Genomic DNA, 22,727 nt, shown 5'->3' on the forward strand with positions numbered 1-22,727 from the left:
GGCTGTTCTCCTTGCCTCCTGCTGCCATGCCAGGCAGCAGGAGGGCCTGTTATCACGACAAGAGAAGTGCACAGGCATGAAAAAGGAAAGGGCGGCTTGCGCCGCCCTTTCCGGGATGCTGCTGTTACTGCTGGATCAGAACTTGTACTTCAGACGCACGAACGGGGTGCGGCCATACAGGTCGTACTGGGTGGCGAATGCTGCGGTGTTGCCGTAGCGGTTGCCTGCGCCAGTGGAGATCAGTGCCGGCTTGGTGTTGAACACGTTGGAGATACCCACCAGCACTTCCCAGTCGGCCTGCTTGTAGCTCAAGGAAGCGGTGTGATAAACACGTGCGTCGGCCACCAGGTCACGGTACGAATCCGGACGGCCCTGATAGGTGAAGCGGGAATTGAGGGTGGTGTTCTCGGTCTTGCCGATGTATTGGGTCAACCAGTTGTACTCCCAGTCGCCACGGGTCAGGGTCAGGCCCAGGTTGGCCACCAGGTCCGGACGGCCGATCAGGCCGAGCTGATCCGATGAAGCCAAGCCGCTGGCCTCCGCGCTGTCAAACAGCTGTGCAACGTCTTCCACGGTGTAAGTAACCTGGGAATCCAGGGCGAACTTGCCGAAGCCGAACTCGTGCTCCCAGTTCAGGGTCATGTCCCAGCCGCGGGTACGCTGCTGGTTGATGTTCAGGTACTGGGCGTAGATGTTGCGGATCGAGTTGGCATCGGGACCGGTGGTCGGGTTGCGCTCCAGCAGGTCGCAGTAGCGGTTCGGATAGGTGCTGGAACCGTAGCAGCCAGTGGTGATGTCCAGCGCGTTCAGCGAGGTGATCTGGCCGCGGATATCGTAGTCAAAATAGTCGATCGCCACGCTCAGGTCAGCAAACGAGGGGGTGAACACGATACCGGCGCTCTTGGCGCGGGATGTTTCCGGAATCAGGTTCCCGGCGCCGCCGCTGGTGTACACGGTCGCACTGGAGCCTGCGCCCACGTAATCGCCCGGGATGCCGGCGGCGCCGCAGTTTGCGCGGATGTTGGTGTTGTCGCTCTCATCCCAGCGGATGCAGGGATCGATTGCGGTCTGGTTCTGGAAGCCGGTCTGGTTGCCCAGGTACAGCTCGTACAGACCGGGTGCGCGGTAGGACGTACCGACCGTGCCGCGGATGCGCAGCGACGGGATGATCTGCCAGTTCAACCCGGCCTTCCACACCTTGTCGCTGCCGCTGACAGAGTTGTACTTGAAGACACGCGCCGAGGCATTGGCGGTGAGCGATTCGATACCGGTCACGCCCTTGACCAGCGGGATGTCGAATTCGACAAAGGCTTCCTTCACCTTGTCATTGCCCTTGGTCACGTCAGCGGTCGACGCACCCCACAGGTCCTTGTAGTTCTCGTCCGGGGTATCTTCAATGGAGTAGTAGCGGTATTCCAGACCAAACGCAGCACCGATGGGGCCGGCCGGCAGGTCGAACAATTCGCCAGAGAAGACGGCGTTGATCGTAGCCGTGTCGTACGTGGTCTTACCGGTGGCAGTGATGCCCAGGATGTCCACCAGCTCATCGACCTTGGCGCCGCTGAGGTATCCCGGGTCGAAATAGTTCGCCGCCGGGGTTTCGCCAGCATTCGGATTGGTCAGATCGCCGGTGATCGAGTTGCGGATGCCCAGCGAGCTGTACTTGCCGCTGGAGCGGCTGGCGTTGGCATTGACTTCCCAGCCCCAGCTGCCAGTGAACAGGCCGTCGAACTTGTTGGCCAGGTAGTAGTAGTTCACCTCGGTTTCCGAGGAGGACTTGAACGGGAGCACCGGCTGCGCATAACCCGTGCTGGTGCCAGGCGCTTCCACGGTCGGGAAGAACTGGCGCCACTGGAAGTTATTGGTCTTGCGGTTGTTGTAGAGGAACTGGGTCTTCCAGTTGAACGACTCGAAGCCGAAGTCCGAAGCGAAGTACGCCGACTTGCGCTCCTGGCGGTTGATGATGTGGCTGCGGCCCCAGGCATCGAAGTTCAACGGTTCTTCGTAGTACGCCACCGGACTGCCGTTGGCGTAGGTGCGGTTGGCACGCGGGCGGTAACCGGGGAACGGGCCGACGGTGCTGCCGTCCGGCGATGGGACATAGCGGATCGGCGAGTCGTACTCGTCAATAACGTTGATCAGGAGGTTGTTGCAATTGGCCAGGTTGGTGCCGGCGGTGATCGAACGATCCTCCCGGTCGATACGATTACCGTTGGCGTCCTTGATCAGGTCGTTGCCGCATTTCAGGAAGTCGCGGTCAGCGCGGGTCAGTTCGTTGTGGCGATACCACTCGACGGCGGCGACGATGCTGCCCTTCTCGAAGTTCCAGCCATTGGCAAGCGAACCCTGGAAGACTTCACCGCCACCTTCGGTGGGGATGCGGCCGGTAACGGTCAGTTCGGGGCGCTCGAAATTCTTCTTGGTGATCAGATTGACCACGCCGGCTACGGCATCGGAACCGTAAATGGACGACGAACCATCCTTCACGATTTCAGCGCGCTGCAGGATGGCGGTGGGAATGACGTTCAGGTCGAAAGCACCGACCGCGCCGCGGGTACCGGCCGGGCCCGGACGCTGGCCGTCCAGCAGCACCAGGGTGCGGTTGGCGCCGAGTCCGCGCAACGAGAACGTCTGCACACCCGTGCCGCCGTCTACGACGAAACCGCCGAACTGGTGGGTGATCTGGGTCTCGGCCGCACCGATCGCGGACTTCTGCAGGAACTCTCCAACCGAGACCTGGCCCTGCGCTGCGTTGTGCTCGGTGTCGATGGTGAACACCGGGGACGAGGTATCGTAGTCCGCGCGGCGGATCAGTGAGCCGGTGACAGTGATCTTGTCAAGGTCAGTCGCGCGCTGGGTGCGGGTGGAAGTGCTTGACGCCGCGGCTTCCTGCTGGGTGTTCTCCTGGGCCAGGACCGGTGCGGCCTGCAGGCAGGCCAGCACAGCGAGAGTGAGCGGGACGCGGCTTGGCTTGATGTGGTGTTTGGCGTTGCGCATTTCGGTGTGATCCCCACTTGTTATGCTTCGGTTAATGGAGTGTATGGGTGGCGTAAAGTAAATGCAACATGAATGGCGCATGGGCGTAACTCATTGTTGCTAAGGGGAAATTCAGGAAATTGCGCATGAAAAAACCCCGTCGGTTAACCGACGGGGTTCGTGCGCGGTCCAGATTGCGGTGGGCTTACAGGCCGCCTGGTCCGCAGTCCTTGCCCAGGAAATCGGCCATCAACGGCAGGGTCGCGCGATAGTGGCTCGGGTACCACGGCATGCTGTGCGGCATGTCGGGAATCAGCTCGAAGCGGGCCGGCACCTTGTCCTTCACGCCGTTGTAGAAGTTCCTGGCGTGGGAGGCCGGGGTGCGCACGTCGCGATCACCAACGAAGGTCAGCAGCGGGATTGCGGCCTTGGAGGTGTTCTGCATCGGGTCCATGCCCTTCACGGTCTGACCCTGCAGGATGCGCTGCAGACGGTTCTCGCTCCAGGAAACGCCAAGGCGGGCCAGATCGGTCACAGGCGCGCCTGCAATGGCGCACTGATAGGGTGATGGACTGCGCACCACTGCGGCGGCGGAGGCGAAGCCACCGTAGGAGTAGCCGAAGATCGCGATGCGGTCCTTGGCAGCGATGCCCTGCTGAATCAGCCACGCCGCTGCATCATCGTTGTCGTCCTGCATCGTCAGCCCCCATTGCTTGTCGCCGGCGATCCAGTGCTCACGGCCGAACCCGGTCGAACCCCGGTACTGTGGGCGGATCACGGCGTAACCGCGCGAGGTGAAGAATGGCACCCAACCGGACGCATCCCAGCCGGTGTAGTCACGGGCCCAGGGGCCGCCATGGGGATGGACCAGCGCCGGCAGCGCGGCGTCACCGTTTTTCCAACCCGCGGGCAGGTCGACGATGGCGGGGATCTTGCGACCATCCCGGGCGGTATAGGTTATCCAGCGCTGTTCGCCGATCTGCTTGCCATCTACCCAGGGGCGTTCGCTGCCCAGCGTGGTGACCTGCTTGCGATCGATCAGGATCTGGTAGCTGGTGGGCGAGCTTGCGCTGTTGGTGGTGAACAGTACGCGCGAAAGGTCGTCGTTGTAACCGCTGATGGCGATGTACTTGCCCGGATAGGCCTGCTTGAGGCCGTCGTACAGGGCTTTCATCTGCGGATCGACGTAGACCGCTTCACGTCGAGGGCCGTCGACGTAGAAGCCCAGCACCTGGTTGAAGTTGCTCGGTTTGGTGCCCAGGATCAGGCCACCGATCGGATATTCCGGATGGGCCGCCAACGGTTCGTTGTCGAACGCTTTGGTCGCCGGGTCGTACAGGCGTGCCTGCACCTGGTCGGAGAACTTGTCGGTGAGGATGTAGAGCTTGCCGCTCTGGTCATCGATACCGACCACTTCCATGGTGTAGCGGTCGGACAGCCGGGTGGTGAGCGTTTCATGCTTCTCGAACTGACCGCTGGCTTTGCTCTTGACCAGGATCTGCTGCTCATAGTCGTTGGAGCCCGCAGGCTCGATCTGCGTACGGGTCAGCAGTTCGCCGTTGCGTGGATGGAAAAGTCCCGGCGTGGAGCGGGCGTCGCCACGGAACAGCAGCTCGGTCTGCCCGGTCCTGAGGTTGAACAGGTAGTAGCTGGCGGAGAAATTGGTCTGGTTGATCTGTGAAATGATTACCTTGTCCGGATCCAGCGGAAGCGAGTGCACCAGGGACGCGGTGCCGGCAAGCTCCAGGCAGCGTTGAGTCTGCTCGCTGATGCCCAGCTTTCGCGTGTTGTCGGCGAATGCTTCCTCGAACTTGGCTTGGCTGCTGTCGGTGAGAAAGGCCTTGGACAGGAAGGTTTTGGTCGAGCCGACTGAATTGCCTTCGCCGCAGCCGGACAGCTGTGCGGTCAGTTCCTGGCGACCAATGACGAAACTGCGGCCTGCCTTGAGTGCGCTGGCGGCAATGAACTTCATCCGGTCACCGGACGGGGTGATCGCCACGGGTGCCGAGCCGGGGGTGTCCAGGTTCCAGTTGGCCAGCGCGGTGTCACCATTGTTGCTGCCTGGTGCGGCGATGATGGCAACCAGCTGCTTGCCGTCCGGGCTCATGCTGACGGACTGGATTGACGGAATCTTGGCGAAATCCTCAACCGGCAGTGGCGTGGCGGAGGCATGGGTGATGTGCAGGCCCACCAGTAGTGCGATGGTGGTACCCAAGCGGGCAGGTGCGAAGCGGGATTCCATGGTCAGCAGTTCCTTGTGGCAGGGCACGTCAATATGACCTGAAGATGAACGAAGCTCCGGGTTCCGTCAACTCGGTGTGAACGGGGCCGTTCCGCGCTGCCGCCCGCAAACAAGGAGACCCCGCCGAAGCGGGGCCCTTGGGGTGCTGCGGGAGCGGCGCTTACTTCTTGCCGAACTCGTACTTGGCCTGCACGTAGACCGCACGGCCGTAGGGGTTGTAGATGCTGCTGTTGTACGGCGCGTCGATGTTGCCGGCGTAGCTGTGGGCCTGGCCGTCGGGCATCTTGTTGAACACGTTGTTGACCATCATCGACAGGGTCAGGTTGTCCATCGCCTGGTAGTTCACGCTGAGGTTGTAGGTGGTGTACGAGCCCCACTTACCGGCTTCGTAACCAGACGGATGCACGTAGTCATAGCCCTTGCCCAGGTATGCCATGCGGTTGGGCGTCTTGCCGATGTAGTTGAAGTACAGCGTGGTGGTCCACTTGTCCTTCGCCCAGCCCACCGCACCATCTGCACGCACCTTGGCGTACTGGTCGTAGTTCCACATCGCGTACGGGTCGCGCAGCAGGTCCAGGTAGTCGTCGCCCGGCTGCGGCTGCAGTTCGCGCTTGATCATGTTGGTGTAGTTGCTGGAGAACTGCAGCGCACCGAAGCGGCCGATGTCCTGCACGTACTTGAAGCTGGCCGTCACCGCCTGCAGGTTCTGGCTGGCGATGTTCATCTTCGGCGTGTAGATCTTCTCCAGCTTGCCGGTGCCGTCACGGGTGATCCAGTCGCTCACGTTCTGGCAGCTGGCCGAGGTGTTGTTGGTCTGGCCGTTGCGGCAGTAGTACTCGGCCAGCAGCAGCTGATCGGAGCTGAGGGTGTTGACCTCGTTCTTGATCTTCCAGTTGTAGTAGTCCACCGACACCGACAGGTTGTTGATGGGGGCCCACACGATGCCCGCGTTCCAGACGTCGGCGGTGATCGCTTCCAGCTCGGCATTGCCGGACTGTTCGCCGAACACCGATTCGTTGGCATACGCACAGCCCACCGTGTCGCTCGGGTTGAAGCCGAGCTGTCCACAGCGGTAGTAGTCGACCGAGTCGTTGGCGTAGTAACCGCTGCGGCCCTGGAAGGCATCGGACAGGCTGGGCGCGCGGAAGGCGGTGCCGTACTTGCCGCGGAACAGCAGGCTTTCGATCGGGCGGAATTCCACGCCGATGCTGTAGGTCGATTTGTCGACGGTCTTGTCGGCGATCTTGAACGCGTCGTAGCGGCCGGAGGCGGTCACGGTCAGCGACTCCAGCAGCGGCATGCGCAGCTCGCTGGTCAGCGCGTAGTTGCTGCGATGGCCGGCGCCGGCCACCGAGGTGGTGCCCCACACGCTGCCATCGAGCAGGCGCTGGTCGGGTGTATACGACCAGCCTTCGCTGCCGGCTTCGGCCACCACGGCCAGGCCAGCATCGCCACCGGGCAGCTTGAACAGCGAACCATTGGTGATCTGCGCGCGGCCCAGGTTCTGCCAGGTGCGGCTCTTGTTGTAGGTGAAGCCGGTGAAGGTCTGGAAATCACCCGCCGGCAGCGGCGAGTAGAACGCGCCCCAGTTCGGGTTGTAGATGTTGTAGCCGTCGTCGCTGACGCCCAGTACCGGACCCAGCACACGATCTTCGAAATAGCTGTCGATCTCGTTGGCCCAGCGCGCGAAACTGCGCTCGGTCAGCTTGTACTCGCCGCGGCTGAAGCTGGCGCTGTAGTCCCAGTTGCCGACGTTGCCACGACCGCCCAGAGTGACCTGGTAGGCCTTGTTGCGATCGGTGCTCATGATGTCGCGGTAGCCGGCGGCGCTGATGTCCTCAGGCGCGAACGCGCGCTGCAGGTTCATGTACTCGCCGCTGGCCTGGTCGACGAAGGCACCGAAGCCGACGTTGCTGCCCCAGAAGGCGTAGCCCGAACCAGCGGTGTACTGCACTTCTTCCAGGCTGTACAGCGCATCTGCGAACAGCTGGAAGTTGTCGTTGACGTCGAAGGACATCGACGAATAGATCTGGCTGCTTTCCTTGCCGTTCTTCAGGGTCTTGTAGCCGGCACTGAAGGGCGAGCCACAGGATTCGCCGGTAGCGCGCGTGCCCAGTACGGTGGTGCCGCCGAACTGGCCGGCCACGTTGGCGCAGCGGGTCGGGTCCATCATCACGTAAGCGTTCTGCTGGTCCGGCAGGTAGACCAGGAAGTCGTTGGTCGGTACCTGCGGCGTATAGCCCCTGGTGTTGTTCTGCTTGGTCAGGTCGCGCTGGTAACCCCAGATCGGACTGCTCTTCTCGTACTGCACGTTGACCAGCGCGTGGAAGCGGTCATCGAAGGCGTTGAAGCCATGCGCGCCACTGACGCGGAAATCATTGCCGCCGCCCTCGGTGTAACCGCCGCCGCGCACGTTCAGAACGCCGCCGTCCATGCGGTCCTTGAGGATGATGTTGACCACACCGGCGATCGCGTCCGAGCCATACAGCGACGACTGGCCACCGGGCAGGATCTCGATGCGCTCGACAATGTCGATCGGGATGCCGCTGAGGTTGTTGAAGGTGTCGCTGCCGTTGTACAGGGCAGGGTAGGACAGCATCGGCCGTCCGTTGATCAGGTACTTGGTGTAGCTGGGGCTGAGGCCGAACATGCCCGAAGCTTCAGCGCCCTGGGTGAACGAAGCGGAGGTCTGGCCGCCCTGCAGGCCGCCGGTGGTCAGCGAGTTCTGCTGCAGCACCTCGGCCACGCTGGTGAAGCCGCGCGTCTGGATGTCCTCGGCGGTGACGGTCAGGACCGGCGTGTGGTTCTCGATCTGCGTCTGCGGGATCAGTGATCCGGTAACGGTCACGCGTCCGAGATCGGTAGGAGTGTTCTCCTGGGCGAGCGCGATCGCGCTGCTGCTGGCCAGGATCAGGCCGCTGAGGACGGCGCGGGTGAGCGGGTGACGCGGGAAGCCATTGCGAGACATGCGGTACTCCGAGTGTTCGTGAGAGACGCGTTTCCCTTTCCTGGGAACTCATGGATTGTTCAGCAGCCTGCAGACACGGAAAGGCGGCGTTTTTCGAACGTAACACACGCTTAACTTGGTTTTCGCGGACTTGTCGCGCTCTCGCAATCGCTCGCTGCGAGTTAATAAAAATATATTTAAAAACAATATGTTGCGATATCGGTGCGAATTTGCCGAGTTTGGCGTAATGAATATCTATTAAATGTCGGGGTATTTAACAATCGAGATATTCATGCGCTGATCGATGCACATGCGTTGGCAAAAAAAAAGGCCCCGCCGAAGCGGGGCCTGGTCCGGAATCAAACCCGGAAAACGACGGGATTACTTGCCGAAGTCGTACTTGGCCTGCACGTACACGGTGCGGCCGTAGACGTTGTACAGGTAGTTGTTGAACGGCGTGCCGGAGGTGCCCTGGTAGCTGTGGGCCTGCTGCTCGGGCATCTTGTTGAACACGTTGTTGACCATCAGCGACAGGGTCAGGTCATCCTGCACGCGGTAGTTCACGCTCAGGTTGTAGGTGGTGTACGAAGCCCACTTGCCTGCCTTGTAGCCCGACGCGGTGTGGGTGTACTCGTAGCCGTTCAGGCCTGCCAGGTAGTTCGGGGTGTGGCCGATGTAGTTGGCGTACAGCGTGGTGGTCCACTTGTCCAGCGACCAGGCCACCGACGCGTCGGAACGGACCTTGGCGAAGCTGTCGTAGTTCCACATCGACTTCGGGTTGCCCAGCAGGTCCTGGAAGTCCTCGCCCGGCTGCGCCTGCACTTCACGCTTGAGCATGTTGGTGTAGTTGCCCGAGAACTGCAGCGAACCGAAGCGGCCGATGTCCTGCAGGTACTTGAAGCCGACGGTCACGGCCTGCAGGTTCTGGCGGGCCACGTTCATCTTCGGGGTGTACAGCGAGCTCAGGTTGCCGGCCGAATCACGGGTGACCCAGTCAGCCACGTTCTGGCAGGTAGCCGAGGAGCCGTTCGGCAGGCCGTTGCGGCAGTAGTACTCGGCCAGCAGCAGCTGGTCGGTGCTGGCCGTATCGACTTCGTTCTCGATCTTCCAGTTGTAGTAGTCGGCCGAGATCGACAGGTTCGCCATCGGCGCCCAGACGATGCCCGCATTCCAGACGTCGGCGGTGATCGGCTCCAGGTCCGGGTTGCCGGCACGCTCGGAGTACACCGAGACGCTGTCCGCGTAGCGGCAGGCGTCGGTGTTGCCCGGCACGTAGCCCAGCTCACCGCAACGGTAGTAGTCGGTCGAGTTGGCGGCGTAGTAGCCGCTGCGGCCCTGGAACGCGTCGGGCAGGGTCGGCGCGCGGAAGGCGGTGCCGTACTTGCCGCGGAACAGCAGGCTTTCGATCGGACGGAACTCGACACCCACGCTGTAGGTGGCCTTGTCGACGGTGTTGTCGCCGATCTTGAAGGCGTCATAACGACCGGAAGCGGTCACCGTCAGCGACTCCAGCAGCGGCATGCGCAGCTCGCTGGTCACCGCATAGTTGCTGCGATGGCCGTTGCCGGCAACAGCCGACGAGCCCCACACATCGCCGTCCAGCAGGCGCTGGTCCGGGCTGTAGTCCCAACCTTCGCTGCCGCCTTCGACGACCACGGCCAGGCCGGCGTCACCGCCCGGAAGCGAGAACAGCGAGCCATTGGTGACCTGCGCACGAGCCAGGTTCTGCCAGGTGCGGGCATGGTTGGTGGTGTAGCCGGTGAAGCCGGCGAAATCTTCCGGCGCGATCGGCGAGTAGAACGCGCCCCAGTTGGTGTTGTAGATGCCGAAGCCATCCTTGGTGCCCAGCTGCGGGCCCAGCACCTTGTCGGCGAAGTAGCTGTTGATGGCATTGCCGAAGCGCTGGAACTTGCTTTCATCCAGGCGGTATTCGCCACGGGTGAAGCTCAGGCTGTAGTCCCAGTTGCCGACCGCGCCCTTGCCGCCCAGGGTGACCTGGTAGGCACGGCTCTTGTCGTTGTTCAGGATGCCCTTGTAGCCTTCGCCGCCGATGTCTTCCGGAGCGAACGCGCGCTGCAGGTTGACCAGCTTGCCCGACGCCTGGTCGTAGAAGCCGCCCATGCCGCTCTTGGTGCCCCACCACAGGTAGTTCGAGCCGGAGGTGTATTCGGTCTTTTCCTTGCTGTACAGCACGTCGGCGAACAGCTGGAAGTTGTCGTTGACGTCGAAGGTCATCGACGAGTAGAACTGGCCGCTGTCCTTGCCGTTCTTCAGGGTCTTGTAGCCGGCGCCGAACACCGAACCGCAGGACTGGCCGGTCGGGCGGTTCGCCAGCACGGTGGTGCCATCGAACTGGCCGGCGACGTTGGCGCAGTTGCTCGGGTCCATCATGTACAGCGCATTGGTCTTGGCGTCGATGACGGCAAAGTCGTTCGACGGCAGCTGTGCGGTGTAGCCGTGGGTGTTGTTCTGCTTGGTCAGGTCACGCTGGTAGCCCCAGATCGGATTGCTGCTTTCGATCTGCACGTTGACCAGTGCATTGAAGCGGTTGTCCAGCGCCGAGAAGCCATGTGCGCCGCTGATGCGGAAGCTGCTGCCGCCGCCTTCAGTGGTGGTGCCGCCACGCACGGACAGGCTGCCGCCTTCCATGTGGTCCTTCAGGATGATGTTGACCACGCCGGCGATCGCATCCGAACCGTACAGGGAGGACTGGCCACCCGGCAGGACTTCGATGCGCTCGACGATGTCGATCGGAATGCCGCTGATGTTGTTGAACGCGTCGCCGCCGTTGTACAGCGCCGGGTAGGACATCATCGGGCGGCCATTGATCAGGTACTTGGTGTAACCCGGATTCAGGCCGAACATGCCAGCGGCTTCAGCGCCCTGGGTGAACGAAGCGGAGGTCTGGCCGCCCTGGATGCCGCCGGTGGTCAGCGAGGACTGCTGCAGCACTTCGGCGACGCTGTTGAAGCCGCGCGACTGGATGGCTTCAGCGCTGATGGTCATGACCGGGGTCTGGGTCTCGACCTGGGTCTGCGGGATCAGCGAGCCGGTGACGGTGATCTTGTCCAGGTTGGTGGCCTTGTCCTGGGCCATTGCCGGCGAGGCGGCAACCAGGGCGGAGATCAAGGCGACAGCGAGGGTGTTGCGACGTGCGGAATTGCGAAGGTCTTTCATGTAGTTCCGTTCAGAGAGCAAATACGAGTACGGCACTGCGCATGCGCCATCGTGCGTGCTGTAGAACCAGCGACGCAGCCCAAAACCAGTGCTTAGCGAACGTAACATGAACTTAACAATCTGTGCACGAATCTGTAGCAATCCTGAATTTCAGTCAGCGTACGTCCAGCTTGTATGATGTTGGGTTCTTCTTATCGATTCACCCCGGAGTCCGCAGTGAACAGTTCTTCCCGTCGTCCGCATGCCAGCCAGGTGCAGAAAGGACTGGCGCCGCATGCGCGCATCCGCAACGTGATCGCGGTGGGCTCGGGAAAGGGTGGGGTGGGCAAGTCGACCACGGCAGTCAATCTCGCCGTCGCCCTGCAGCAGCTGGGCGCGCGCGTCGGCGTGCTTGATGCGGACATCTACGGCCCCAGCGTGCCGGCGATGCTGGGGTTGTCCGGTCGCCCGGAAAGCCCGGACAACAAGAGCATCGAGCCGATGCGTGCCTTCGGCGTGGACACCATGTCGATCGGCTATCTGGTCGAGGACGAGACACCGCTGATCATGCGCGCACCGCGCGCGACGGCGGCGCTGACCCAGCTGTTCGAAGACACGCTGTGGGATGACCTGGACTATCTGCTGATCGACCTGCCGCCGGGCACTGGCGACATCCAGCTGACGCTGGTGCAGAAGATCCCGCTCGCCGGTGCGGTGATCGTCACCACGCCGCAGGACATCGCCACGCTGGATGCGAAGAAGGCGCTGAAGATGTTCGAGAAGGTCGAGGTGCCGGTGCTGGGCGTGGTCGAGAACATGGCCGTGCACACCTGCAGCAACTGCGGGCACGTGGAGCACCTGTTCGGCGAGGGTGGTGGCGAGCGCATGGCGGCGCAGTACGGCGTACCGCTGCTGGGGTCGTTGCCGCTGCAGATCGGCATCCGCGAGCAGGGCGATGCCGGCACCCCGATCACCGCCGCGCAGCCGGATTCGGCGGCGGCCCAGGCCTACCATCGCGCTGCCCAGCGTCTGGTCGAGGAGGTGGGCAAGCGCCCGCGCGCCTCGATCCCGATCCTGTCCTCGCTGCTGTAAGGGCCCGCTGGCGGGGCTGCGGCGGCGACGCCCGGCCCCCTGTTAGAATCCTCGCGCCCCCTTGCACCCAGGACAGAGCATGAGCATCAAGAGTGACCGTTGGATCCGCCAGATGTCCGAACAGCACGGCATGATCGAGCCGTACGAGGCCGGGCAGGTCAAGCAGGTCAACGGCGAGCGCATCGTCAGCTACGGCACTTCCAGCTACGGCTACGACGTGCGCTGCTCGCGCGAGTTCAAGGTGTTCACCAACATCAACTCGACGATCGTGGACCCCAAGCATTTCGACCCGGGCAGCTTCGTCGATATCGTTGGCGATGAGTGCATCATTCCGCCGAACAGCTTCGCGCTGGCGCGCACGGTCGAATATTTCCGCATTCCGCGCGACACCCTGGTGGTTTGCCTGGGCAAGAGCACCTATGCGCGCTGCGGCATCATCGTCAACGTGACCCCGCTGGAGCCGGAGTGGGAAGGCCACGTGACCCTGGAATTCAGCAATACCACGCCGCTGCCGGCGCGTATCTACGCCAACGAAGGCGTGGCGCAGATGCTGTTCTTCCAGTCCGATGAAGTGTGCGAGACCTCGTACAAGGACCGCGGCGGCAAGTACCAGGGCCAGACCGGCGTGACCCTGCCGCGCACCTGAAGGAGGCGCCGGGCGATGCCCGGCGTTCTGCGTGATCGCGAAGGCGGCGCATGCGCCGCCTTTGCTTATTTGCCGCGACCGAACAGGATCGCGATGCCTACGGCCACCAGGCCGAGCGGCCACCAGGTCAACAGCAGGCGCGACAGGTTCAGGTTGGTCCAGCCCAGGTTGCTGGCCAGCATGAACAGGCCGATCAGGATCAGCAGGATGGCGGCGACGATATTGAATCGCATCGGGTCGGCACTGGCTCAGGAATGGGCCGGATATCCTAGCCGTTCCTTCCAGTAGGCGACATGCTGGTCCAGCGCGGCCGCCTCATAGCGGTGCGCCGGGCCGCTGCCCCAGACCGGTCCCGGCCACGCCGGATCGCCGTCGTGGCGGCCGATCACGTGGAAATGCAGCTGGCGCACGATGTTGCCCAGCGCGCCGATGTTGATCTTCTCCACCCCGTCGGAACCGTGCAGCGCCTTGCAGGCGCGGTTGAGCTCGGTGCGCAGCTTGTCCTGCTGATCGCCATCCAGCTCGATCCACTCGGTCACCCCGGCCAGGCGCGGCACCAGGACCAGCCAGGGGAATCGTTCGTCGTTCATCAGTCGCACTTGCGACAACGGGCCTTCGGCCACCAGCACGCTATCAGTGGCCAGGCGTGAATCGAGTTCGAAATCGCTCATCCAAGATGCTCCGAGAAGAAGTCCAGGGTGCGTTGCAGCGCCAGGGCGGCGCTGTCTGGATCATACGCATGTCCGACCTCGCGGTTGAAGGCATGGTCGGCCGGATAGACGTAGGTCGCCATCTGCGGCAGCTTCTCGCGGTGGGCCTGGATCGCCTCCGGCGGGATGCTCTTGTCCTGCGCGCCGAAGTGGAACATCACCGGGGCCTTCGGCGTTTCATCCAGGAACTGCACGTTGCGTGCGCCGTAGTAGCTCACCGAGGGCAGGCCCAGGCGCAGCGCCGTCAGCAGCGCGACGCTGCCGCCCCAGCAGTAGCCGACCGTGCCCACCTTGCCGTGCGGGGCCAGCCGGGTGGCTGCGGCGCGGACCACTTCCAGTGCCTTCTCCATGCCCAGGGTGGTGACCCGTTCCAGGCCATCCTTCACGCCTTCGGGGCTGTAGGGCAGGGCGTCCGGATCGGCGTCGGGGCCGTCCACCAGGTCGAAGAACGACGGCGCCAGCACCGCGTAGCCCTCGGCCGCGAAGCGCTCCGCCACGCTGCGGATGTGCGGGTTGGCGCCGAAGATTTCCTGCACCACCACCAGTGCGCCGCGGGGTTTGCCCTCGGGCAGTGCCTGCCAGGCGCGGACCGGGCCATGATGCGTATCCAGGGTGATCCATTCGGACATCGGGGGTACCTCGTTGCAGGGGACAGGCCCGCATTGTCGGTGCTGGGCGGGTTAGCGCGATGTCAGCGGCTGTGCGGGATCGGGCGGCTCACGCGATTCAGAGGCCGCCCCCCAACCCCGGTATACTGGCGCCCTTTCAGGCCCCGGCCCCCAGGTCCCCCTGCCATGCCGGCAGGGGCCCAGGCCCCCAGAGTCCCGCGATTCCATGTCCCAGCTGAACCCCAAAGTCGGCTTCGTCAGCCTTGGCTGCCCGAAGGCCCTCGTCGATTCCGAGCGCATCCTTACCCAGCTGCGGTCGGAAGGCTACGACATCGTCCCGTCCTACGATTCGGCCGACGTGGTGGTGGTCAACACCTGCGGCTTCATCGATTCGGCGGTGACCGAATCGTTGGATGCGATCGGCGAGGCGATGAACCAGAACGGCAAGGTCATCGTCACCGGCTGCCTGGGCAAGCGCCCGGAGCAGATCCGTGAGGCATACCCGAACGTGCTGGCGGTGTCCGGGCCGCAGGACTACCAGAGCGTGATGGAAGCCGTGCATGCAGCGCTGCCGCCCAAGCACGACCCGTTCGTGGATCTGGTGCCGGACTACGGCATCAAGCTGACCCCGCGCCACTACGCCTACCTGAAGATTTCCGAGGGCTGCAACCACCATTGCAGCTTCTGCATCATTCCGTCGATGCGCGGCAAGCTGGTCTCGCGCCCAGTCGATGACGTGCTGCGCGAAGCCGAGCGCCTGGTGCGTGGCGGCGTGCGCGAGCTGCTGGTGGTTTCGCAGGACACCTCTGCCTACGGCGTGGATGTGAAATACGCCGAGAAGATGTGGCGCGACAAGGCCTACCAGACCCGCCTGAAGGCACTGTGCGAAGGCTTGTCCGAGCTGGATGCGTGGGTGCGCATGCACTACGTCTATCCGTATCCGCACGTCGATGACGTGGTGCCGCTGATGGCCGAGAACCGTATCCTGCCGTACCTGGACATCCCGTTCCAGCACGCCAGCCCGCGCATCCTGCGCCTGATGAAGCGCCCCGGCGCGGTGGAGAAGACCCTGGAGCGCGTGCAGAACTGGCGCCGCATCGCGCCGGACATCACCGTGCGTTCGACCTTCATCGTCGGTTTCCCGGGCGAGACCGAGGCCGAGTTCGAAGAGCTGCTGTCCTTCCTGGACGAAGCGCAGCTGGACCGCGTGGGTGCGTTCGCCTACTCGCCCGTCGAGGGCGCCACGGCCAACAATCTGCCGGACCCTGTGCCGGAAGAAGTGAAGCAGGAACGACTGGCACACTTCATGGAAAAGCAGGCGCAGATTTCGGCCTCGCGTCTGGAAGCCAAGATCGGCACGGTGCAGCAATGCCTGGTCGATGCCATCGAAGGCGATATCGCCGTGGCCCGTTCCAAGGCCGATGCGCCGGAGATCGACGGCCTGGTGCACATCCAGAACGCCGACCAGGTGCCGCTGCGCGTGGGTGAGTTCGTCGACGTGGAAATCACCGAGAGCGACGAGCACGACCTCTACGGCGACGCACTGCCGCCGACCACGCGCCCGGCCTTCGACCTCAAGGTGCTGTGACCGGGGCGGAGGCTGCTGATGGCGGCCCCCGCCGCTTCGTGGCACCGCTGCGCGCGGCGGTGGATCGGTCTGCGTTCGATCATCCGGTGTTTGCCGGTATCGCCGAATTCGCTGATCTGCTGACCACAGCGGACTGGCCGCGCGTGTCCGACCTGGACGCGCGCCTGGCGCTGCCGGGCAAGCGCGTTGTTGAACAGGATGCGGCGCTGCTGGCCGACGGCCTGCACTATGAAACGCGCATCGCCGCAGGCCGCATCGCAACACGTGCCGAAAACTGGCACGACCTGTTCAATGCCCTGGTCTGGGCACGCTACCCGTCGATCAAGCGCGCACTCAACACGCAGCAATGCCGGCACATCGACAGCATGGCCACAGGACAGCGCAACCGCGCGCAGGCCGCGCTGACCCAGTTCGATGAAACCGGTGTGGTGATGCGGGTGCGCGACCCGGGATTGCTGGCAGTCTGGGATGCTCACGATTGGCGCGCGTTGTTCGAACCGAGCCATTGGCAGTCAGGGCGGATCGCCATTGTCGCTGTATTTGGTCATGCCTTGATGGAACAGGCGTTGCTGCCGGGCCGGCTGCTGGTGGGTAAATGCATCGTGCTGCAGGGCGATGATGATGCCGGCTGCATCGGCGCGGTCGCGCAGGCCATCGACGAGGGCAGGGCGCTGCTCGACCCTCTGGAGCTGCGCCCGCTGCCATTGGCGGGAATTCCGGGCTGGCACACCGATCAGACACCAGCCTTCTACGCGAACGACGATTATTTCCGCCCGCTGCGCGAAGGCCGTCGTTACCCGCCGCCGCTGCTGTAGAGCCGAGCTCATGCCCGGCTGAGCGCCGCTGCCCGCCAGAGGCTCAGCTCTTGGCCGCAGTCTCGTACTCGACATCGATCACCGCAAAGGTGTGATGACCACTGGGCAGTTCCACCGAAAACTCATCATCCAGGCGCTTCTTCAACAAGGCCCGCGCCAAGGGCGAATCGATGCTGATCCAGCCCAGCCCTGCATCGGTCTCGTCCGGCCCTACGATGCGGTAGCGGCTGGTCTGCCCGCTGTCCACGTTCTCCAGTTCCACCCAGGCACCGAAGAACACGGCTTGTGGATCGGTCGGCGTGGTGTCGACCACGCGCAGTGATTCCAGGCGCTTGGTCAGGTAGCGCACACGACGATCGATCTCGCCCAGCTGCTTCTTGCGGTAGGTGTATTCGGCATTCTCCGAGCGATCGCCTTCGGCTGCAGCCGCGGCCAGTGCCTTGACCACCTCGGGTCGACGCACCCGCCACAGCTCATCCAGCTCGGCCTTCAAGCGTGCATGGCCGGCGGCGGTGATCAACGCGGTGCTCTTTTCTGCAGGGGGACGCCAACGGGACATGCGGTAAGACTTCTTTTCAGGGGAACGATGGGGTCGGAGCCCTTCCTGCGGAAGGGATCCGACCCCGGGTCATGCAGTGGGGTCAGATTCCTTCCGCAGGAAGGACTCTGACCCGAGTGACGGAGCTCTCAACGCTTGCCGCCGAAGATGCCGCCGAGGATGCCGCGCACGATCTGGTTGCCCAGCTTGGTGCCGACCGTACGCGTGGTCTGCTTGGCCATCGTCTCGATCATGCCCTGGCGGCGCTTGGTGCCGAAAATCGCGTCCTTGATCGACTGCCCGAAGCCGCCTTCCTGCGCCTCGTCCTGCTCACGGCTGCGCGCGGCCGGCGCATCGGTCTTCTCGACGGCCTTCTGCGCGCGCTGGGCCAGCAGTTCGGCGGCCGATTCGCGGTTGATGGCAGTGTCGTAGCGCGTGCCGACCGGGCTGCCGGCACGCACCTGCGTACGTTCGGTCTCGGTGACCGGTCCCATGCGGCAGCGCGGCGGGGCGATCATCGTCTGCTGTACCGGCATCGGTACGCCCTTGTCCTGCAGCGTGGACACCAGCGCCTCGCCGGTACCGAGCTGGCTGAGCACCTTCACCACATCCAGCTTCGGGTTCGGCACGAAGGTCTCGGCGGCGGTCTTCACCGCCTTCTGGTCGCGCGGGGTGAATGCGCGCAACGCGTGCTGTACGCGGTTGCCGAGCTGGCCGAGGATGTTGGCCGGCACGTCGTCCGGGAACTGCGAGCAGAAGTACACGCCCACGCCCTTGGAGCGGATCAGCCGCACCACTTGTTCGATGCGCTGTACCAGTGCGGGCGGCGCATCGTCGAACAGCAGGTGCGCTTCGTCGAAAATGAAGACCAGCTTCGGCTTGTCGAGGTCGCCCACTTCCGGCAGCTGCTCGAACAGTTCCGACAGCAGCCACAGCAGGAAGGTGGAGTACAGCTTGGGCTTGAGCACCAGCTGGTCGGCGGCAAGGATGCCGATGACGCCGCGGCCATCATGGTTGACCCGCATGATGTCGGCCAGTTCCAGCGCCGGTTCGCCGAAGAAGTGCTCGCCGCCGTCCTGCGCCAGGCGCAGCAGGGCGCGCTGGATGGCCGCCACCGACTGCGCGCTGACCAGGCCGTATTCGGTGGAGATGTCCTTGCGCTCCTCGGCCACCAGGCCGAGCAGGGCGCGCAGGTCGTCCATGTCCAGCAGCAGCAGGCCGCGGTCATCGGCCAGCTTGAACACGATGTCGAGCACGCCGGCCTGGGTGTCGTTCAATTCCAGGATGCGTGCCAACAGGGTCGGGCCCATCTCGCTCACGGTGGTGCGCACCGGGTGGCCGAGCTTGCCGTACAGGTCCCAGAACACGGTGGGGCTGGCCGCCGGGGCGTAGTCGCCCACGCCGATCTCGGCCGCGCGCTTGAGCAGGTTCTCAGCGCCGGTACCCGGCACCGCCAGACCAGACACATCGCCCTTCACATCGGCCAGGAACACCGGTACCCCGATCCGCGAAAAGCCCTCGGCCAGGGTCATCAGGGTCACGGTCTTGCCGGTGCCGGTAGCGCCGGCCACCAGCCCATGGCGGTTGCCGAGTTTCGGCAGCAGGGTGACAGCCACATCGTCGGTGATGCCTTTGCCGAGCAGAATCGGATCCATGGTCCAGCCCTTGTGATGAATGTGCCAATGTTAACCGCCGACGGTGACGGGCCGAAGGTCGGCTTGCCCCGACCTTGGCCGCGCCGCTACTCTGCCTGCCTGTTTCATACACAGTGCCACCAATGCCCGTTCCTGTCCTGATTTCCCGCACCTGGCCGCTGCTGGCCCTGGCTGGCCTGGTTTCCCTGGCGCCGGAGGCCCACGCACAGCGGGTTTCGGCCCGGGACAAGGTGAAGGTGGATGCACTGCAGCTGCGCATGACGGCTGCCGAGAAGCGCTACAGCGATGCCGTGCTGCTGGTGGCCAACGCCGATCCGAAGGGGCGCAACGAGGCCGATGCCGCGCTGGAGGACATGGAAGACGTCATCAGCGAGTGCGTGAAGCAGAAGGGCTGCGAGATGAGCAACATGCTGGCCACCTACAAGCGGCTGCTCAAGCATGACGCCGATGCCGCCGCCGATGATGACGTGGCCGATGAAGCCGGCGACCGCCTGGAAGCCGACCCGGACCATGTCGGCCCGCTGGCTGCCGACGTGCCCGAGGCGGCCCGCGCGGCGGCGCTGCTCAACGACAAGCGCCATGCCTTCGACAACATGGTCGAATACAACCCCGCCGTGCAGGCCGGCATCCGCCGCTGGCTGACCGACATGCGCCCGGCGCTGATGACCACCTACGAGAACTACCAGAACCTGCGCGCGGTGATGTGGCCGGAATGGGAGAAGCGCGGCCTGCCCGAGGCGCTGCTGTTCGGCATCATGGCCAAGGAGTCCAATGGCCGCGTGCATGCGTCCTCACGTGCCGGCGCCGCAGGCCTGATGCAGTTCATGCCGGCCACCGGCCGCCGCTTCGGCCTGGGCCCGGACGGTACCGGTTTCGATACCCGCTTCGATGCGCGCAGCGCCGCCGAAGCCAGCGCGACGTACCTCAACGAGCGCATGCGCGAGCTCAACAACAACGTCGAACTGTCGTTGGCCGGCTACAACGGCGGCGAGGGCCGCGCGGCGCGCGTCTACAAGCAGTACCCGGGGCAGAGCTTCTGGGTGGACAGCGTCTACAACCAGTTCCCGGGCGAAACCAAGGACTACGTGCCGATGGTGATCGCCGCGTCCTGGATCTTCCTGCACCCGCAGCAGTACGGCGTGGAGTTCCCGAAGATCAACGCACAGCCGGCCACCATCCGCCTGGCCCGCTCGACCACGATCTACGAGCTGACCATCTGTCTGGGCAGCCATGGCACCCGCGATGGCTACATGCGCGCATTGCGCAACCTCAACCCGCGCTATGAAGCCGATGGCTGGATCCCGGCCGGCACCCTCATCAACGCCACCAACCGCATTGCCGGCCTGTACGCGCGCAACTGCGTCAGCGGCCCGCGTGCGGATCTGGCGCGCACCTTGATCACCGCCGACCTCAATGCGGCGATCGTGCGCCCGAGCGCCGCCAGCTACACCGGCAGCGTGGCCGTGGGCGGGGTGGTGCCGGTGGTCGATCCCAATGCCGCCAGCAGCGTGCCGACCACGCCCGCAGCGCCCGTGGCTGCGCCGCGCCCGGCGCTGGCACCGCGTGCCAAGCCGGCCCGCAGCTACAAGGTCGGCAAGGGTGAGACCCTGGGCCGGATCGCCGCGAAGTTCCAGTGCGATGTGCCGGTGCTGGCCCGCGCCAATGGCCTCAAGGCCCCCGGCTACAGCCTGCGCCACGGCCAGGTGCTGAAGCTGCAGGGCTGCGACAAATAATCTTTCTGCAATCTGGATATCGCATGGACATCGAAGACACCCGCAACCTGTTCACCAACCTCCGCGAGAACACCGACTGGGACCTGGATGCCCCGCTGCTGTGGGGGTACTTCTTCGTGCACTCCACTGCCGAGCCGCTGCAGGCACTGGGCACCCACCTGCAGGCGCAGGGCTATGTGCTGGTGGAACTGTTCGAGCAGGAGCCGGAAGACGGTGACGCTGCATTCCACGTGCTGCACGTGGAGCGCGTGGAAGTCCACGACGAAACCTCGCTGGACAAGCGCAACCAGGAACTGAGCGCGCTGGCCACGCAGATGGGCGTGGAAGACTACGACGGCATGGACGTCGGCCCGGCGCCGACCCTGCAGTAACGCCGCATCCGGTAGTGCCGGCCGCTGGCCGGCATTCCGTTGAAGCCATCCACGCATGGCGTGGATCTACTGGCCAAGCGTGAGCCCAGCACGGCTCGACTCTACATGAACCTCAGCGCAGCTTCGCCAGTGCCTGGCCCAGCTGCACCGGATGCTCGGCATCCAGATGCGGGGCGAATTCGGCCACCCCCGGCGGCAGCAGCACGATCACGGTCGAGCCGTAATTGAAGCGCGCCATCTCTTCGAAGCGCTGCAGGGTGATGCCGCGGCCACGATAGTCCTTGCGGGTAATGCGGTCGCCGTAATGCGGAATTTCTTCGCCGCTCCACACCGTTTCCACGCCCGACACCAGCAGCGCACCGACCATCACGCTGACCATCGAGCCGAAACTGGTGTCGAAGTGGCAGACCAGGCGTTCGTTGCGTGCGAACAGGCCGGGCACGTTGTTCACCGCGGCCGGGCCGACGCTGAACAGGCGGCCGGGTACGTGCACGGTTTCGCGCAGGGTGCCGGTCCACGGCATGTGCACGCGGTGGTAGTCGCGCGGCGACAAGTACACCGTGGCATACAGGCCCTCGTTGAACGGCTTGGCGTCCTCGGCGCTGCCCAGCAGCTCGGCGGCGGTGAAGGACTGGCCCTTGGCCTGGAAGATGCGGCCGGCGTCGATCTTTCCGAGCTGACTGATGCGGCCGTCGGCCGGCATCACCAGGCTGCGCGGATCGGCATCGGCCACGCGCGCGCCGGGTTTCAGTGCGCGGGTGAAGAACTGGTTGAAGGTCGGGTAGCTGCGCGGGTCCGGGTTGGCCGCTTCATCCAGGTTGACGTTGAACTTGCGGGTGACCGTGTCGATCAGCCAGCGCGATACGCGCGGGTTGTCCGAGTACGCCAGCGAACGCGCCATCGAGGACAGCAGGCGGTGGGGCAGGACGTACGTCAGGGCGGTGGTCAGACTCATGGGGCGGATTTCTCGGTCAGCTTCTGCAGGTCGCGGGCGATCGCCGGCGCGTTGAACGGGGGCCGCACCAGGCCGGCAAGCCGGCCCTGCGGGTCGAGCACGGCCAGGCTGGCGGAGTGCTCGAGGGTGTAATCCTCGGGATTCTCGTCGAAGTGCTTGCCCGGCACCTTCTGGAACACGAAGCCCAGCGAGGTGGCAAAGCGCTCCAGCGAGGGGATGTCGGCGGTCGCCGCCAGGGTGTCCTTGTGGAAGCCATGGGCGTATTCGCCCAGGCGGGTCGCGGTGTCGCGCTCCGGGTCGACCGAGACGAACAGCACGCGCGGGCGCAGGCCATCGGGCAGGGCTTCCCACTGGTTCTGCGCGCCGGCCAGCTCGGCCAGGGTGGTCGGGCACACGTCCGGGCAGAAGGTGAAGCCGAGGAACACCAGGGTCCAGTGGCCCTTCAGTTCGCCGGGAATCAGGCGCGTGCCGTCGGACTGGGCCAGGTTGTAGTCGGGCAGGGCGCGCGGCTGCGGGTACAGGGTGATCGCTTCGGTGGCCGGCTGCCCGGCCGGCGGCTTCGGCGCGAACACCTGCTGGGCGGCGAGCAGGCCAAGGCCCGCTGCCAGAGCGATCAGCAGGATGATGCCGACGTTGCGATTGAACATGGGATTCCGCCGCAGGAAGTGGCCACCATCATACCGGCTGCGACTGGA

General features: G+C 64.3%; 17 protein-coding genes. 6 read left to right on the top strand and 11 right to left on the bottom strand.

Annotated elements, in window-relative coordinates; genetic code table 11:
• Window positions 1-135: 135 nt before the first annotated feature.
• From QOL57_RS12880 to QOL57_RS12895, 4 genes are all read right to left on the bottom strand, one after another.
• Window positions 136-2,997, bottom strand: a complete 2,862-nt coding sequence (locus QOL57_RS12880) for a TonB-dependent receptor (protein ID WP_089236340.1) — start codon at window positions 2,995-2,997, stop codon at window positions 136-138.
• 184 nt (window positions 2,998-3,181) lie between these two features.
• The gene (locus tag QOL57_RS12885; RefSeq protein WP_089236339.1) at window positions 3,182-5,218 is read right to left on the bottom strand and encodes a prolyl oligopeptidase family serine peptidase; all 2,037 of its coding nucleotides are present in this window, start codon (window positions 5,216-5,218) and stop codon (window positions 3,182-3,184) included.
• 160 nt (window positions 5,219-5,378) lie between these two features.
• On the bottom strand, window positions 5,379-8,186 hold the full coding sequence (locus tag QOL57_RS12890; protein WP_089236338.1) for a TonB-dependent receptor: 2,808 nt from the start codon (window positions 8,184-8,186) through the stop codon (window positions 5,379-5,381).
• A 360-nt stretch (window positions 8,187-8,546) separates the two neighbouring features.
• A complete protein-coding gene (locus QOL57_RS12895; RefSeq protein WP_089236337.1) occupies window positions 8,547-11,342 on the bottom strand; it encodes a TonB-dependent receptor in 2,796 nt (931 codons plus the stop codon).
• 216 nt (window positions 11,343-11,558) lie between these two features.
• Between QOL57_RS12895 and apbC the strand changes: the two genes are divergently transcribed.
• A complete protein-coding gene (gene apbC / locus QOL57_RS12900; protein ID WP_089236336.1) occupies window positions 11,559-12,413 on the top strand; it encodes an iron-sulfur cluster carrier protein ApbC in 855 nt (284 codons plus the stop codon).
• Window positions 12,414-12,492: 79 nt separating this feature from the next.
• Entirely contained in the window at window positions 12,493-13,059 is a 567-nt protein-coding gene (dcd, locus tag QOL57_RS12905) for a dCTP deaminase (RefSeq protein ID WP_089236335.1), read from the top strand.
• Window positions 13,060-13,124: 65 nt separating this feature from the next.
• On the opposite strand, the gene QOL57_RS12910 is transcribed toward dcd, so the two are convergent.
• The 3 genes from QOL57_RS12910 to QOL57_RS12920 are packed head-to-tail and all read right to left on the bottom strand — an operon-like array spanning window position 13,125 to window position 14,398.
• The gene (locus QOL57_RS12910; protein ID WP_025876120.1) at window positions 13,125-13,292 is read right to left on the bottom strand and encodes a DUF5668 domain-containing protein; all 168 of its coding nucleotides are present in this window, start codon (window positions 13,290-13,292) and stop codon (window positions 13,125-13,127) included.
• A gap of 15 nt (window positions 13,293-13,307) precedes the next feature.
• A complete protein-coding gene (locus QOL57_RS12915; protein ID WP_089236334.1) occupies window positions 13,308-13,730 on the bottom strand; it encodes an HIT family protein in 423 nt (140 codons plus the stop codon).
• Window positions 13,727-14,398 carry a dienelactone hydrolase family protein gene (locus QOL57_RS12920; protein ID WP_089236333.1) on the bottom strand — a complete coding sequence of 224 codons (672 nt, stop codon included), beginning with the start codon at window positions 14,396-14,398 and terminating at the stop codon, window positions 13,727-13,729. Before QOL57_RS12920 ends, QOL57_RS12915 begins: the two co-directional genes overlap by 4 nt.
• Before the next feature lie 205 nt (window positions 14,399-14,603).
• Between QOL57_RS12920 and rimO the strand changes: the two genes are divergently transcribed.
• Both rimO and QOL57_RS12930 read left to right on the top strand, forming a co-directional pair.
• Window positions 14,604-15,965: a 30S ribosomal protein S12 methylthiotransferase RimO gene (gene rimO / locus QOL57_RS12925; RefSeq protein ID WP_089236332.1), complete on the top strand. Its 1,362-nt coding sequence runs from the start codon at window positions 14,604-14,606 to the stop codon at window positions 15,963-15,965.
• Window positions 15,962-16,780, top strand: coding sequence for a DUF3025 domain-containing protein (locus QOL57_RS12930; RefSeq protein WP_089236331.1), 819 nt, complete (start codon window positions 15,962-15,964; stop codon window positions 16,778-16,780). Before rimO ends, QOL57_RS12930 begins: the two co-directional genes overlap by 4 nt.
• A gap of 43 nt (window positions 16,781-16,823) precedes the next feature.
• Here QOL57_RS12930 and greB read toward each other — a convergent pair whose 3' ends face one another.
• Together greB and QOL57_RS12940 are read right to left on the bottom strand one after the other, a co-directional pair.
• On the bottom strand, window positions 16,824-17,339 hold the full coding sequence (greB, locus tag QOL57_RS12935) for a transcription elongation factor GreB (RefSeq protein ID WP_089236330.1): 516 nt from the start codon (window positions 17,337-17,339) through the stop codon (window positions 16,824-16,826).
• Window positions 17,340-17,467: 128 nt separating this feature from the next.
• Complete coding sequence (locus tag QOL57_RS12940; RefSeq protein ID WP_089236329.1) at window positions 17,468-18,973, bottom strand: helicase HerA-like domain-containing protein; 1,506 nt, start codon at window positions 18,971-18,973, stop codon at window positions 17,468-17,470.
• A gap of 122 nt (window positions 18,974-19,095) precedes the next feature.
• Here QOL57_RS12940 and QOL57_RS12945 point away from each other — a divergent pair, with 122 nt between their 5' ends.
• Complete coding sequence (locus QOL57_RS12945) at window positions 19,096-20,706, top strand: transglycosylase SLT domain-containing protein (protein WP_089236328.1); 1,611 nt, start codon at window positions 19,096-19,098, stop codon at window positions 20,704-20,706.
• A gap of 23 nt (window positions 20,707-20,729) precedes the next feature.
• Complete coding sequence (locus QOL57_RS12950; protein WP_089236327.1) at window positions 20,730-21,077, top strand: ribonuclease E inhibitor RraB; 348 nt, start codon at window positions 20,730-20,732, stop codon at window positions 21,075-21,077.
• 112 nt (window positions 21,078-21,189) lie between these two features.
• On the opposite strand, the gene asd is transcribed toward QOL57_RS12950, so the two are convergent.
• Window positions 21,190-22,032 (bottom strand): archaetidylserine decarboxylase, encoded by an 843-nt coding sequence (asd, locus tag QOL57_RS12955; protein WP_089236326.1) that lies wholly within the window; start codon window positions 22,030-22,032, stop codon window positions 21,190-21,192.
• A complete protein-coding gene (locus QOL57_RS12960; RefSeq protein ID WP_025876141.1) occupies window positions 22,029-22,679 on the bottom strand; it encodes an SCO family protein in 651 nt (216 codons plus the stop codon). Before QOL57_RS12960 ends, asd begins: the two co-directional genes overlap by 4 nt.
• Window positions 22,680-22,727 lie beyond the last annotated feature (48 nt).

Source organism: Stenotrophomonas sp. yr243 (assembly GCF_900184195.1).
Taxonomy (GTDB): domain Bacteria; phylum Pseudomonadota; class Gammaproteobacteria; order Xanthomonadales; family Xanthomonadaceae; genus Stenotrophomonas; species Stenotrophomonas lactitubi.